General features: G+C 65.6%; 13 protein-coding genes. 5 read left to right on the forward strand and 8 right to left on the reverse strand.

Annotated features, from left to right (window positions below):
• Nucleotides 1–16: 16 nt before the first annotated feature.
• Nucleotides 17–799 (reverse strand): hypothetical protein, encoded by a 783-nt coding sequence (locus APT63_18950; protein AMA47544.1) that lies wholly within the window; start codon nt 797–799, stop codon nt 17–19.
• Nucleotides 800–926: 127 nt separating this feature from the next.
• Here APT63_18950 and APT63_18955 point away from each other — a divergent pair, with 127 nt between their 5' ends.
• Complete coding sequence (locus tag APT63_18955) at nt 927–1,673, forward strand: hypothetical protein (protein ID AMA47545.1); 747 nt, start codon at nt 927–929, stop codon at nt 1,671–1,673.
• Between the two features lie 8 nt (nt 1,674–1,681).
• Here the strand turns inward: APT63_18955 and APT63_18960 are convergent, their stop codons facing one another.
• The gene (locus APT63_18960) at nt 1,682–3,961 is read right to left on the reverse strand and encodes a phosphoenolpyruvate--protein phosphotransferase (GenBank protein ID AMA47546.1); all 2,280 of its coding nucleotides are present in this window, start codon (nt 3,959–3,961) and stop codon (nt 1,682–1,684) included.
• Between the two features lie 22 nt (nt 3,962–3,983).
• Nucleotides 3,984–4,463, reverse strand: coding sequence for an RNA pyrophosphohydrolase (locus tag APT63_18965; protein ID AMA47547.1), 480 nt, complete (start codon nt 4,461–4,463; stop codon nt 3,984–3,986).
• A 141-nt stretch (nt 4,464–4,604) separates the two neighbouring features.
• Here APT63_18965 and APT63_18970 point away from each other — a divergent pair, with 141 nt between their 5' ends.
• On the forward strand, nt 4,605–5,261 hold the full coding sequence (locus APT63_18970; GenBank protein AMA47548.1) for a phosphoserine phosphatase: 657 nt from the start codon (nt 4,605–4,607) through the stop codon (nt 5,259–5,261).
• Between the two features lie 207 nt (nt 5,262–5,468).
• On the opposite strand, the gene APT63_18975 is transcribed toward APT63_18970, so the two are convergent.
• Nucleotides 5,469–5,864 carry a hypothetical protein gene (locus APT63_18975; protein ID AMA47549.1) on the reverse strand — a complete coding sequence of 132 codons (396 nt, stop codon included), beginning with the start codon at nt 5,862–5,864 and terminating at the stop codon, nt 5,469–5,471.
• A 35-nt stretch (nt 5,865–5,899) separates the two neighbouring features.
• On the reverse strand, nt 5,900–7,414 hold the full coding sequence (locus APT63_18980) for a threonine dehydratase (protein AMA47550.1): 1,515 nt from the start codon (nt 7,412–7,414) through the stop codon (nt 5,900–5,902).
• A 143-nt stretch (nt 7,415–7,557) separates the two neighbouring features.
• Here APT63_18980 and APT63_18985 point away from each other — a divergent pair, with 143 nt between their 5' ends.
• On the forward strand, nt 7,558–8,238 hold the full coding sequence (locus APT63_18985) for a ribose-5-phosphate isomerase (GenBank protein ID AMA47551.1): 681 nt from the start codon (nt 7,558–7,560) through the stop codon (nt 8,236–8,238).
• Nucleotides 8,239–8,286: 48 nt separating this feature from the next.
• On the opposite strand, the gene APT63_18990 is transcribed toward APT63_18985, so the two are convergent.
• The 3 genes from APT63_18990 to APT63_19000 all read right to left on the reverse strand — a co-directional run bounded on the left by APT63_18990 (nt 8,287) and on the right by APT63_19000 (nt 11,039).
• Nucleotides 8,287–9,189, reverse strand: a complete 903-nt coding sequence (locus tag APT63_18990; protein ID AMA47552.1) for a DNA-binding protein — start codon at nt 9,187–9,189, stop codon at nt 8,287–8,289.
• Between the two features lie 91 nt (nt 9,190–9,280).
• Nucleotides 9,281–10,207 (reverse strand): DNA-binding protein, encoded by a 927-nt coding sequence (locus tag APT63_18995; GenBank protein AMA47553.1) that lies wholly within the window; start codon nt 10,205–10,207, stop codon nt 9,281–9,283.
• A 166-nt stretch (nt 10,208–10,373) separates the two neighbouring features.
• Nucleotides 10,374–11,039 carry an isomerase/hydrolase gene (locus APT63_19000; GenBank protein ID AMA47554.1) on the reverse strand — a complete coding sequence of 222 codons (666 nt, stop codon included), beginning with the start codon at nt 11,037–11,039 and terminating at the stop codon, nt 10,374–10,376.
• Nucleotides 11,040–11,383: 344 nt separating this feature from the next.
• Here APT63_19000 and APT63_19005 point away from each other — a divergent pair, with 344 nt between their 5' ends.
• Together APT63_19005 and APT63_19010 are read left to right on the forward strand one after the other, a co-directional pair.
• The gene (locus tag APT63_19005) at nt 11,384–12,613 is read left to right on the forward strand and encodes a D-3-phosphoglycerate dehydrogenase (GenBank protein AMA47555.1); all 1,230 of its coding nucleotides are present in this window, start codon (nt 11,384–11,386) and stop codon (nt 12,611–12,613) included.
• Between the two features lie 288 nt (nt 12,614–12,901).
• Entirely contained in the window at nt 12,902–13,390 is a 489-nt protein-coding gene (locus APT63_19010; protein ID AMA47556.1) for an ABC transporter substrate-binding protein, read from the forward strand.
• Nucleotides 13,391–13,423: the final 33 nt, after the last annotated feature.

Raw genomic sequence — 13,423 nt, forward strand, 5'->3', positions numbered from 1 at the left:
GGTGGTTCCTCTTGGTTCAGAACAGGAAGCTGAGGCCGACGCTGAACAGCAGCGCGGCGAACAGGCGCTTGAGCAAGCGCGGTGAAAGTCGATGCGCCAGGCGCGCGCCGAAGCGGGCGAAGAACATGCTGGTCACGGCGATGCCGATCATCGCCGGCAGGTAAACGTAACCCAGGCTGTGCGCGGGCAGGCGTGCATCCTGCCAGCCCAGCAGCATGAAACTGGCGGCACTGGCCAGGGCGATCGGCAGCCCGCAGGCCGAGGACGTCGCCACGGCCTGTTGCATGGACAGGCTGCGCCAGGTCAGGAAGGGCACGGTGAGCGAGCCGCCGCCGATCCCGAAGATCGCCGAGGCCCAGCCGACCACGCCACCGGCCGCTGCCAGGCCGACCTTGCCCGGGACCTCGCGGCGTGCCTTGGGCTTGAGGTCGAGGGCCATCTGCAGGGCGACCAGCACCGCGAACACGCCGATGATCTTTTGCAGCGACGGCCCCTGGATCAGTGACGCGGTCTTGGCCCCGAGCAAGGCGCCGGCGAGGATGCCCAGGGTCATCCAGGCGAAGATCGGCCAGCGCACCGCGCCCTTGCGGTGGTGCTCGAGGATGGCATTGATCGAGGTGAAGACGATGCTCGCCAGCGAGGTACCGACGGCCAGGTGGGTCAGAATCGACGGATCGAAGCCTTGCAGCGTGAAGCTGAACACCAGCACGGGCACGATGATGATGCCGCCGCCCACGCCGAACAGCCCCGCCAGTACGCCAGCGCAGGCGCCCAACAGCAGGTAGAGTGCGAACTCCATGCAGCGTCCTCCAGAAAACCAGCACGCATGGTAACGGAAGCCGGGCGCGAGGCCCTAGTGAACTCTGCGCAGGGGCGGAAGGAGGCGTGGAGACTGGTACAGTAGGGCAAATCCCGGAGGTTCACCGATGTGCCTGATCGTATTCGCCTGGCAGCCTGGCCAGGCGCTGCCGTTGATCGTGGCCGCCAACCGCGATGAGTTCTACCAGCGACCGACACGGCCCCTGGGCCCCTGGGCGGATGCACCGGGTGTGTATGCCGGGCGTGACCTGGAAGCGGGCGGTACCTGGCTCGGCGTAGGGCCCGAGGGGCGCTTCGCTGCGCTGACCAATATCCGTCAGCCTGGGCAACCCAGCGGCCAGCGCTCGCGCGGACACCTGGTCGCCGGGTTTCTTCAAGGCGCCTTGACGCCGCACGAGTACCTGGAGCGCGTGGCCCGTGAAGCGGACGCGTATGCAGGCTTCAACCTGCTGGTCGGTGATGGCAGGACGCTGGGTTATCTGCATGCCCACGAGGGTGTACCGCGCCTGCTGGCGCCCGGCGTCTATGGGCTGTCGAACGCGGCGCTGGACACGCCCTGGCCCAAGCTGGTCAGGGCGCGGGAGGCCTTGGCGCAGACCCTGGACAGGCCCGAGCCGGAGCGTTTGCTGGCGTTGCTGGCGGACGAGACCCCGGTGCCCGACGCCGAACTGCCCGACACCGGCATAGGGTTGGTCACCGAGCGGTTGCTGTCCACGGCCTTCATCGCCAGCCCCCACTACGGCACACGGGCGCGAACGGTGGTGATCGTCGATGCACAGGGGCGACGACAGGTGATCGAGCGAAGCCATGGCCCCTTGGGCGCACCACAGGGGGATGTCAGTCTGACAGTCTGAGCAACGGCTCAGAGCGTCTTGTCTGCCCCAGGCCCGATCATCCGCGCCAGCCCCAGGTTCTTCAGCGCCAGTTGCAGCGAGCTGTGGATGACATGGGGGTTGTCATGGGACATCGCCTCGCTGAGCATCTCGCGGGCCTTGCCCATGTCGATCTGGCGCAGCATCCATTTCACCTTGGGCAGGTTGGTGGCGTTCATCGACAGGCTGTCGAACCCCATCGCCATCAACAGCACCGCCGCTGCCGGGTCACCGGCCATTTCGCCGCAGATGCTCACCGGCTTGCCTTCGGCATGGGCATCGCGCACCACGTTCTGCAGCGCTTGCAGGACGGCCGGGTGCAGGTAGTCGTAGAGGTCGGCGACCCGCGGGTTGTTGCGGTCCACCGCCAGCAGGTATTGCGTCAGGTCGTTGGAGCCGACCGACAGGAAGTCGACCTGGCGTGCCAGCTCGCGGGTCTGGTAGACCGCCGCGGGAATCTCGACCATGACACCGACCGGCGGCATGGGCACGTCGGTGCCTTCGTCGCGCACCTCCCCCCAGGCCCGGTGGATCAGGTGCAGGGCTTCCTCCAGCTCGTGGATGCCGGAAATCATCGGCAGCAGAATGCGCAGGTTGTTCAGCCCCTCGCTGGCCTTGAGCATGGCGCGGGCCTGCACCAGGAAGATCTCCGGGTGGTCGAGGGTCACGCGGATGCCGCGCCAGCCGAGGAACGGGTTGTCTTCCTTGATGGGGAAGTACGACAGCGCTTTGTCGCCGCCGATGTCGAGGCTGCGCATGGTCACTGGCAAGGGGTGAAACGCCGCCAGCTGTTCGCGGTAGATGGCCAGCTGTTCTTTCTCGCTGGGAAAGCGCTGGTTGATCATGAACGGCACTTCGGTGCGGTACAGCCCTACGCCCTCGGCACCGCGCTGCTGGGCACGGGCAACATCGGCGAGCAGGCCGGTGTTGACCCACAACGGCATGCGGTGACCATCCGGGGTGATGCACGGCAATTCGCGCAGTGCATCCAGGCCCTGGGCCAGCTGGCGCTCTTCCTCGACCACCTCGCCGTATTGCTTGCGCAATACCTCGCTGGGGTTGGTGAAGACCTCGCCCTTGTAGCCGTCGACGATCAGCTCGATGCCGTCGACCTTGGAATACGGCAGGTCGACCAGGCCCATGACGGTCGGGATACCCATGGCCCGCGCCAGGATGGCCACGTGGGAGTTGCCCGAGCCCAGCACCGAGACCAGCCCGGCCAGCTTGCCTTCCGGCACTTCGCCGAGCATCGCCGGGGTCAGCTCCTCGCTGACCAGAATGGTGTTGTCGGCGTACACCAGGGTCGACTGGCGTGCCTCCTGCAGGTACGCCAGCAGCCGGCGACCCAGGTCCTTGACGTCCGAGGCGCGCTCGCGCAGGTAGGCATCGTCCATCAGCTCGAAGCGGTTGACGTGTTCGGTCACCACCTGGCGCAGCGCGCCCTGGGCCCATTGCCCGGTGCGGATGACCTGCACCACCTCGCCGCCGAGCGCGGCGTCCTCGAGCATCATCAGGTAGACGTCGAACAGCGCGCGCTCTTCGGGACGCAGCTGCGTGGCCAGCTTGGCGGACAGGACACGCATGTCCTCGCGCACGCTTTCCAGGGCGGTGTTGAACAGCCGCAGTTCGGCGTCGATGTCATCGACGGTCTTGTCGGGCACCACGTCGAGGTCGGCCGGTGGCAGCATGACCACCGCACGGCCGACCGCCGCACCGGGCGAACCCGGCACCCCGACGAAGCGCGCTTCCTGGATGCCCTTGCCCTGACGCCCGAGGCCGCGGATCGAGCCGGTGGCCTCGGCATGGGCGATGACCCCGGCGAGCTGCGCGCTCATGGTGACCAGGAAGGCTTCTTCGCCCTCGTCGAACTGGCGACGCTCCTTCTGCTGGATGACCACGACGCCGACGACCCGGCGGTGGTGGATGATCGGCGCACCGAGGAATGAGGCGAAGCGTTCCTCGCCGGTCTCGGCGAAATAGCGATAGCGGGGATGGTCGGCGGCGTTTTCCAGGTTCAGCGGTTCTTCCCGCGTCCCGACCAGACCGACCAGGCCCTCGTTGGGCGCCATGCTGACCTTGCCGATGGAGCGCTTGTTCAGACCCTCGCTGGCCATGAGGACGAACCGGTTGCTTTCCGGGTCGAGCAGGTAGACCGAGCAGACCTGGCTGCCCATGGCCTCCTTCACACGCAAGACAATGATCCCCAACGCCGTCTTGAGATCTTTGGCGGCGTTCACTTCCTGGACGATCTTGCGCAGCGTATTGAGCATGGCTCGGGGTCGAACTCCGTCGTCAGTCGCGCGTCAGAAGACGCGGTGCAAGCTCTTTGAGGGCGCGCCGGTACACCTCGCGCTTGAATGTCACCACCTGGCCCAGCGGGTACCAGTAGCTGACCCAGCGCCAGCCATCGAACTCCGGCTTGCCGGTCAGGTCCATCCTGACGCGCTGCTCGTTGCTCACCAGCCGCAGCAGGAACCACTTCTGCTTCTGACCGATGCACAAGGGCTGGCTGTGCGTGCGCACCAGGCGCTGGGGCAGACGATAACGCAACCAGCCGCGTGTGCAGGCCAGTATTTCCACGTCCTGGCGTTCCAGGCCGACTTCTTCGTTGAGCTCTCGGTACAAGGCTTCTTCCGGCGTCTCTTCAGGGTTGATGCCACCCTGGGGAAACTGCCAGGCATCCTGGTTGATCCGTCGAGCCCATAACACCTGTCCGGCATCATTCGTGAGAATGATTCCGACATTGGGGCGGAAACCATCCGGGTCGATCACGGCAGCAACCTCGCAAACGCATGTTCAGGCATTGTTCCACAAAGCCGGCGAGCGCAGCAACGCGCCCGCCCGCTTATGTGCAGCGACCTGGAAACTCCGTATTCTGCGGGGTCTCACCCGAAGACGTTGCGAGCGACTGCGATGCGCCTGGCTTTATTCGACCTGGACAATACCCTCCTCGGCGGCGACAGCGATCATGCCTGGGGCGATTACCTCTGCGCACGGGGCCTACTCGACCCGATCGCCTACAAGCGCCGCAACGATGCGTTCTACCAGGATTACCTGGCCGGGACCCTCGACCTGCAAGCCTACCTGGCCTTTTCCCTGGAGATCCTCGCCGTGACCGAGCCGGCCACCTTGGCGCACTGGCACCAGGACTTCATGCGCGACTGCATCGAGCCGATCATCCTGCCCAAGGCCCTGGCGTTGCTGCAGCAGCACCGCGAGGCGGGCGACCAGCTGGTGATCATCACCGCGACCAACCGTTTCGTGACCGGCCCGATCGCCCGGCGCCTGGGGGTCCGGACGCTGCTGGCCACCGAATGCGAGCGCCAGGACGGCCGTTTCACGGGACGCAGTACCGATATACCGTGCTTTCGTGAAGGCAAGGTGACACGGCTCGAGCGCTGGATGCTGGAGAACGGGCATGACCTGGAGGACAGCTACTTCTACAGCGACTCGATGAACGACCTGCCGCTGCTGGCACGGGTGACTCACCCTGTGGCCGTGGACCCGGACCCGGCGTTGCGGGCGGAAGCCGAGCGGCGGGGGTGGGAGATCATTTCGCTGAGGGGGTGAGGCCGGGGTATCGCGCTTACACACCCTGTGGACCCTGCGGGCCCAATCGCGGCACGGGGGCCGCTCACCCGTAGCCCCACCGCGGGGTTGCAGGTTATGGCGGTCATCTGTGGGAGCGGCCCCTGTGCCGCGATCGGCTCCGCAGGAGCCGTGAGATCCGCCACGCCGGGCTAACAGGCCCCACCCAGATCCATCAGTGCCCGCCCCTCACACCGGTCGCATCACCGTCAGCACGGCCATTGCCACGCAGCACCCGAGCAGGCCCACGGCCAATACCCGCTTGGTGCCCGCCCGCTGCGGGCGCCACAGGTACCACCCGCTCACACTACACAGCACGACGGCATAGAGCACGCTGGAGCCGAGGATCCAGGTCTGGCCCAGCGGCCAGCCGTTGAGATGGACCAGCCACCAGCCGGTGAACGGCAGCACGGCCAGGCTGACCAGCAGCACGAACCCGCCCAGCACACACGGCCAGCGCTTCGGCCGTCCTTCATGATCGGCACGGCCTGCGCATACTGCGGCATACGCCAGGCCAAGCGCGCTGCCGACCAGCAACACCATGGCCACGGCATGCACACGGTTGAGCCAGGTCAGATGGTCCATGGCGTCCGGCCTCGCGGAGTGGCAGGGCTTTTCATTCAGCCAAGAAACAGCCGATAGGCCGGGTTGTCGGTCTCGTCCCAGTAGGGATAACCGATCTTCGCCAGGGCATCCGGCACCAGATGGCGCTCCTCCTCGGGGACCTGCAGGCCCGCGACCACGCGCCCGTCGGCGGCGCCGTGGTTGCGGTAGTGGAACATCGAGATGTTCCAGTGCCCGCCCAGCTTGTCGAGGAAGTTGAACAGCGCACCCGGCCGCTCGGGGAATTCGAAGCGCAGCACCATCTCGTCGCCCGCACCGGCCGAATGCCCGCCGACCATGTGGCGAATGTGCAGCTTGGCCAGTTCGTTGTCGGTCAGGTCGATCACCGGGAAGCCCTGCTCGCCCAGGTGCCGGACCAGGGCGGCGCGCGGGTCGGTGTCCGGGTGGGTCTGCACGCCGACGAAGATGTGCGCTTCGCCCGCGGCATGGTAGCGGTAGTTGAATTCGGTGATCTGGCGCTTGCCGATCGCCTCGCAGAACGCCTTGAAGCTGCCTGGTCGCTCGGGGATGGTCACCGCGATGATCGCCTCGCGACGCTCACCCAGCTCGGCGCGCTCGGCGACATGGCGCAGGCGGTCGAAGTTGACGTTGGCGCCCGACTCGATCGCCACCAGGGTCTGCCCGACGGCGCCTTTGAGTTCCACATAACGTTTGATGCCCGCCACCGCCAGTGCCCCGGAAGGCTCGGTGATCGAGCGGGTATCATCGTAGATGTCCTTGATCGCCGCACAGATCTCGTCAGTGCTGACGGTGATCACCTCATCGACATGGTGACGGCAGATCTCGAAGGTGTGCTGGCCGATCTGCGCCACCGCCACGCCGTCGGCGAACAGCCCGACCTGGGGCAGGACCACGCGCTCGCCCGCCGCCATGGCCGCCTGCAGGCAGTTGGAGTCGTCCGGTTCCACGCCGATGACCTTGATCTCCGGGCGCAGGTATTTCACGTAGGCGGCGATTCCGGCGATCAGCCCGCCACCGCCCACCGGCACGAAGATGGCATCGAGAGGGGCTGGGTGCTGGCGCAGGATTTCCATGGCCACCGTGCCCTGACCGGCGATGGTGTGGGGGTCGTCGTAGGGGTGGATGTAGACGTAGCCTTTTTCTTCCACCAGCTTCAGCGAGTAGGCCAGCGCCTCGGGGAACGAGTCACCGTGCAGCACCACCTTGCCGCCCCGGGAGCGTACACCCTCGACCTTGATCTCCGGCGTGGTCTTGGGCATCACGATGGTCGCTTTGATGCCCAGCTCCCGCGCCGCCAGGGCCAGGCCCTGGGCATGGTTGCCCGCCGAGGCGGTGACCACGCCGCGCGCCAGTTCCTCGGGGCTCAGCTGGACCAGTTTGTTGTAGGCCCCGCGAATCTTGAAGGAGAACACCGGCTGCAGGTCTTCGCGCTTGAGCAGGACCTCGTTGCCCAGGCGCTTGCTCAACTGCCCGGCACGGTGCAGGGGCGTTTCGACGGCGACATCGTAGACGCGCGAGGTGAGGATCTTCTTGACGTACTGTTCGAGCATCGGGAAAGCATCACTGGTCACGGGACGAGAGCGGGCAGTCTACCGTAGCGTTCGCCGGCGCGACCATCGCAAAGCCGAGGTTTTACCGACGCGTGGCGCTATAATGAGCGACTTTGACAGACGCTTGCCTCACCGGAGCCCGCATGACCCAGGACCAACTCAAACAGGCCGTCGCCCAGGCCGCCGTCGATCTCATCCTGCCCAAGCTCGATGCCAAGAGCATCCTGGGCGTAGGCACAGGGTCGACCGCCAACTGCTTCATCGACGCCCTGGCCCAGCACAAGACCGCCTTCGACGGCGCCGTCGCCAGCTCCGAAGCCACGGCAGCCCGTCTGAAGGGCCATGGCATTCCGGTCTATGAACTCAACACCGTGAGCGAGCTGGAGTTCTACATCGACGGCGCCGACGAAAGCGACGAGCACCTGAACCTGATCAAGGGCGGGGGCGCTGCCCTGACCCGCGAGAAGATCGTCGCCGCGGTTGCCCGCACCTTCATCTGCATCGCCGATGGCAGCAAGCTGGTCCCCGTGCTGGGCGCCTTCCCGCTGCCGGTCGAGGTCATCCCCATGGCCCGCAGCCATGTCGCGCGCCAACTGGTGAAGCTGGGCGGCGATCCGGTCTACCGCGAAGGCGTCGTGACCGACAACGGCAACGTCATCCTCGACGTGCACAACCTGCAGATCACCGACCCCGTGACCCTGGAGCGTGACATCAACGCCATCGTCGGCGTCGTGACCAACGGCCTGTTCGCCGCGCGGCCTGCCGATGTCCTGCTGCTGGGCACCGCGGACGGCGTTCGCACGCTGCGCGCGAACACGCCCTGACCCCGTGGCGCCTGCCCTTGGGCGCTTTCGGGCGCCAGGGGCTGGCCGTCAAGGCTGGCCGGGCTCGAACACGTAGAACAGGTTCGGCTCGCTGACCAGGTACAAGGTGCCGCGCTCGTCCATGGCGATGCCTTCGGCCTGGGGCACGGTCTGCTTCAGCCCCTGGAACCCTCGACGCAACGACAGGGTGCTCAGGGGCTTGCCCTCTTCGTCCAGCTCGATCACCAGCCGGGACTCGTCGGACAGCGCCAGCAGGTGGCCGCTGCGCTCGTCGAACTGCAGGCTCGACAGGTCACGCACGAACAACCGGGCATCGCGCTTGCGGTCCTGGGCCACCTGCACGGCATAGGGCTGTGCCGGGTCCCGGTGCGGGAAGCCCTGGACCACGTAGATCAGCATCGGATCGCGCTCCTTGGCGACGAACAGCCGTTTGCCCGCCGAGTCGTAGGCCAGACCCTCGAACCCCTTGTTGCCATTGAGGCCGATGCCCAGGGTCAGTTGCTCGGCCTGACTGGCGTCGAGCGTGTGCGTAGCGTCCTGCAATCGAACCTGGATCAGCCGTTGCTGGCGCTCATCGGTGATCACGTAGCTGTCGCGCCCCACGTACTCCACGGCCTCCGGGTCGCCAAAGCCGACCAGTGCGATGCGCCGCAGGATCCGACCGTCCAATGACAGCTCGATCAGCTCGGAACGCTTGTTGGTCACCGTGAACAGGGTCTTGCGATCGGGATCGTAGGTCAGCGCCGAGACGTCGTCGTCCAGGCCTTCGATGACCTTGCCTTCCACGGCAACGCGATAATGCTGCAAGGCCATGCCCTGCTCGGCCGGTCGCCACCAGGTCTTGACGTTGAACCAGCCCCGTTCGAACAGGCGAAACTCCTGTGCAGTGAAGATCAGGACCAGCAGGCTAAGACCGGCAAGCAGCAGCAAAGGGCGGGACAGACGGCGCATGGAAAGTCAGACTCGAGTTCGGAAAGGCGAATCTAACCACGACTGCTGAAATAAAGCTTAATGCCATCATCCGTAGAATCTGATGATAGGGTCAGTCTTTGCTGAAGCGATAGAACAGATTGGGCTCGCTGACCATGTACAGCGTGCCCTGCTCGTCCATGGCCACGCCTTCGGCGCGCGGCAGCGTCTGTTGCAGGCCGTTGAAACCGCCCAGCAAGGTCATGAAGCTGATCTGCTCGCCGTGCTCGTCGAGCTCCAGCAGCATGTTCGAATTGGCCGACAGCGCCAGCAGGTGCCCGGTACGCGGGTCCATGCCGGTGGCCGAGAGGTTGCGCAGGTCGAGCTGGTCGCTGGGCAGCGGGTACTTTTCGCCCACCAAGTTGCCATGCCCGTCGCTGTTCCAGGCGAACAGCCGGGGCGGACGCTCCTCACCGACGATCAGGCGTTGCCGACGCGGATCCCAGACGACGGCCTCGAAGCCCTTGTTGCCCTTGTCTGCGTCGCCCAGGTCATGGGCCTGGAAGTCGGCCCGGTCGAGCGAGGTGGTCTTCGCGTCGACCCGGACTACCACCAGGTCGTGCCGGCGCTCGTCGATGATGGCCAGGCGGCCGTCCTCCAGTACCGCGACGCCCTCCGGGTTGCTCCAGCCCACCAACGGAATCTTGCGCAGGACCTCGCCGTCCAGGGTCAACTGGACCAGGAACGGGTTCTTGCCCATGACCGAGAACAGCGTTCGCGTGGCCGGGTCGTAGGCCAGGTCGGACGCTTCGTCGTCCTCCATGCCTGGCAGGACCTTGGCGTCGATGTCGACGTGGTAATCGGGCAGCCAGGTGCTTTCCTGGCGCTCTGCCGGGCTTTCGAAGTACTCCTTGGCCCACAGCAAGGCGCGATCGTCCCAGTGCATCGTCACTGCCAGGCCGCCGGCGACCAGTGCCGCGAGCCCCAGCCCGAGCGGCCAGCGCAGGCCGACGCGCGCCTTGGGCTTGGACGAGGAAAGGGCACGGGTGGAAACGGGCATGGACATGTTCCTGGAGGCTTGCCGAAGAGGCGGCGCGCGGCCGGCGCGAGAAGTCTGCCGCGCGATTATCCGCAAACGATGTGAAAAAAACGGCAAAACCGGCGATCGGCCACGGCCGAGGGAGGCAGGCGGTGACGAACGCGGGCCGTCACCGCCCAAGGGGACGTCAGAGCACCCGGCTCTCGAAACGACTCACGCCAGGCAGCTCCAGCACCAGCGTATCGCCGACGTTCAACGGGCCCACACCGGCTGGCGTGCCGGTCAGGATCACATCGCCGGCCTGCAGCGAGAAGTGGGCGGCCATGTACTGGATCATCGGAACGATGGGGTTGAGCATCAGGGCGCTGCTGCCGTCCTGACGCACCTCGCCGTTGATGCTCAGGCGGATGCCGATGTCGGTCAGGTCACCGAAGGCACTGGCCGGGGAAAACGGCGGCAACACGCAGCCACCGTCGAAACTCTTGGCCAGCTCCCAGGGCAGGCCCTTCTCCTTGAGCCTGGCCTGCAGGTCGCGCAGGGTCAGGTCCAGGGCCGGCGCGAAACCGGAAATGGCATCACGCACTTCCTCTTCGCTGGGCTGGGTCGACAGCGACTTGCCGAGCAGGACAGCGATCTCGGCCTCGTAGTGCACCGAGCCGCGTTCGGTCGGGATGCGGAAGCCGCTGTTCAACGGCACCGTGCAACTGCCGGGCTTGATGAACAGCAGCGGCTCGCTCGGCACCGGGTTGTTCAGCTCCTTGGCATGCTCGGCATAGTTGCGACCGATGCACACCACTTTGCCCAGCGGAAAATGGATGGGGGTGCCGTCCACGTACGCGTGCTTGTAGCTCATTGCTGACTCCTGTGCCGACGCGGCTGTCATTCGGGAGCGAAGATCTTACCCGGATTCGAGCCGTCCGGATCGAGTACGGGCTTGATCACCTTCGCGCAGGCGAGTGGCGTCGGTGAACGACTGTCACGAGGCCTGTGGGAGGTTTGCTTGCGATGATGTGAAAGCGGAGGCCGGGCCGAACTCTCGAAACATTCATGGTCAGCCTGAGCACGCTTCACCTGTCGGAATCGGCTCAGAGTAGGTCGCGTATGCTAGCATTGCGCTCCCGCTGTTCGTGCTAAGGCCGATGCCGCGCCGCTTCACCTCCCTGCCATTTTCTATCTCCGGGACACAGGTTTACGCAGATGAGCAAGACTTCTCTCGACAAGAGCAAGATCAGGTTCCTTCTTCTCGAAGGCGTCCACCAGAACGCAGTGGACACTCTCAAGGCTGCCGGGTACAGCAACATCGAGTACCTCACCGGCTCGCTGCCAGAGGCCGAGCTCAAGGAAAAGATCGCCGATGCACACTTCATCGGCATCCGCTCGCGCACCCAGCTGACCGAAGAGGTCTTCGACTGCGCGAAGAAGCTGGTCGCGGTCGGCTGTTTCTGCATCGGCACCAACCAGGTGGACCTGGGCGCGGCCCGTGAGCGCGGTATCGCCGTGTTCAATGCACCCTACTCCAACACCCGTTCGGTCGCCGAACTGGTGCTGGCCGAGGCCATCCTGCTGCTGCGCGGCATCCCCGAGAAGAACGCCTCGTGCCACCGTGGTGGCTGGATCAAGAGCGCGGCCAACTCGTTCGAGATCCGTGGCAAGAAGCTGGGCATCGTCGGTTACGGCTCGATCGGCACGCAGCTGTCGGTGCTGGCCGAGAGCCTGGGGATGCAGGTCTACTTCTACGATCCGCTGACCAAGCTGCCGCTGGGCAACGCCACCCAGGTCCCGAGCCTGAACGAGCTGCTGGGCCTGGCCGACATCGTGTCGCTGCACGTACCTGAACTGCCGTCCACCCAGTGGATGATCGGTGAGGCGCAGATCCGCGCCATGAAGAAAGGCAGCATCCTGATCAACGCCGCCCGTGGCACCGTGGTGGAGCTCGAGCACCTGGCCAACGCGATCAAGGACAAGCACCTGATCGGCGCGGCCATCGACGTGTTCCCGGTCGAGCCGCGCTCCAACGACGAAGAGTTCGAAAGCCCGCTGCGTGGCCTGGACAACGTGATCCTGACCCCGCACATCGGTGGCTCGACCGCCGAGGCCCAGGCCAACATCGGCCTGGAAGTGGCGGAAAAGCTGGTCAAGTACAGCGACAACGGCACCTCGGTGTCGTCGGTCAACTTCCCGGAAGTGGCCCTGCCGGCGCACCCAGGCAAGCACCGCCTGCTGCACATCCACGAGAACATCCCGGGCGTGCTCAGCGAGATCAACCGCGTCTTCGCCGACAACGGTATCAACATCTCCGGCCAGTTCCTGCAGACCGACGAGAAAGTCGGCTACGTGGTGATCGACGTGGATGCCGAGTACTCCGACCTGGCGCAGGAGAAGCTGCAACAGGTCAAGGGCACCATCCGCTCGCGCGTACTGTTCTGATCCGCACCCCCTCGCATGGGGGGGTTGCCTGAAGGGCCGGGCGGTCGATGACCCCCGGCCCTTCGTCGTTCAGGCTCTACCGCCGATGCCGATCGGCCTGCCCTCGCCTCCCTATCCGCCCGTCTGCCTCACCCCTAGGGTAATCTTCCGCTCACGCCTGGACAAAAAACCCGTGCTCGCCCTCAAACATTGCGCTCAACTTGCGGTCAGACCCAGCGCTTGACCGGGGCGAAGGATAAAAAGCCTCGGCAACCGTCACCTATTTGCCGAACATGAAGGGGCCTTCTCATGCGATTGACCACAGCCTTGCTGTTGACCACGCTCATCAGTCCACTGGCGCAGGCCGAACTGCTGGACGAAGTGAATGACCGGGGCGAGCTGCGTATCGCCGTGCAGGCCGACACTCCGCCGTATGCCTTCAAGCAGGCGCAGCGATTGACGGGCTTCGAGGTCGAGCTGGGCCAGGCCCTGGCCCAGGAGCTGGACGTGCGCGCCTCGATCATCGAAGCGCCGGCAGACGCTGTGCTCAGCGGCATCGAGAGCGGCAAGTACGACATGGCCCTGAACCAGGCCAAGCCAGCCGCGACCGAGGGTTCGGCCGTGGACGTCAGTCAGCCCTACAGCGATCAGGCCTTGGCCATTCCGTTCCAGAAGGACAACCCGGCCTTCGAGTCGGCCGTCACCAATGCCATGCAGCGGATCAAGGCCGACGGTCGACTGACAGCGCTGGAAGAGAAGTGGCTCAAGGTGCCGCTGGAGGTCACCGCCGAGCAGTGACGCGCGCCAGGGGCGCCGAGGACAGGAACGCCC

The sequence above is a fragment of the Pseudomonas monteilii genome, assembly GCA_001534745.1.
Lineage (GTDB): Bacteria > Pseudomonadota > Gammaproteobacteria > Pseudomonadales > Pseudomonadaceae > Aquipseudomonas > Aquipseudomonas alabamensis.

Excerpts from the sequence above, each read along its gene's own strand:
- APT63_19005 (AMA47555.1), top strand. The coding sequence starts at position 11,384 with ATGAGCAAGACTTCTCTCGACAAGAGCAAGATCAGGTTCCTTCTTCTC.
- APT63_18960 (AMA47546.1), bottom strand. The coding sequence starts at position 3,961 with ATGCTCAATACGCTGCGCAAGATCGTCCAGGAAGTGAACGCCGCCAAA.
- APT63_19010 (AMA47556.1), top strand. The coding sequence starts at position 12,902 with ATGCGATTGACCACAGCCTTGCTGTTGACCACGCTCATCAGTCCACTG.
- APT63_19000 (AMA47554.1), bottom strand. The coding sequence starts at position 11,039 with ATGAGCTACAAGCACGCGTACGTGGACGGCACCCCCATCCATTTTCCG.
- APT63_18955 (AMA47545.1), top strand. The coding sequence starts at position 927 with ATGTGCCTGATCGTATTCGCCTGGCAGCCTGGCCAGGCGCTGCCGTTG.
- APT63_18985 (AMA47551.1), top strand. The coding sequence starts at position 7,558 with ATGACCCAGGACCAACTCAAACAGGCCGTCGCCCAGGCCGCCGTCGAT.
- APT63_18970 (AMA47548.1), top strand. The coding sequence starts at position 4,605 with ATGCGCCTGGCTTTATTCGACCTGGACAATACCCTCCTCGGCGGCGAC.
- APT63_18950 (AMA47544.1), bottom strand. The coding sequence starts at position 799 with ATGGAGTTCGCACTCTACCTGCTGTTGGGCGCCTGCGCTGGCGTACTG.
- APT63_18980 (AMA47550.1), bottom strand. The coding sequence starts at position 7,414 with ATGCTCGAACAGTACGTCAAGAAGATCCTCACCTCGCGCGTCTACGAT.
- APT63_18990 (AMA47552.1), bottom strand. The coding sequence starts at position 9,189 with ATGCGCCGTCTGTCCCGCCCTTTGCTGCTGCTTGCCGGTCTTAGCCTG.
- APT63_18995 (AMA47553.1), bottom strand. The coding sequence starts at position 10,207 with ATGCCCGTTTCCACCCGTGCCCTTTCCTCGTCCAAGCCCAAGGCGCGC.
- APT63_18975 (AMA47549.1), bottom strand. The coding sequence starts at position 5,864 with ATGGACCATCTGACCTGGCTCAACCGTGTGCATGCCGTGGCCATGGTG.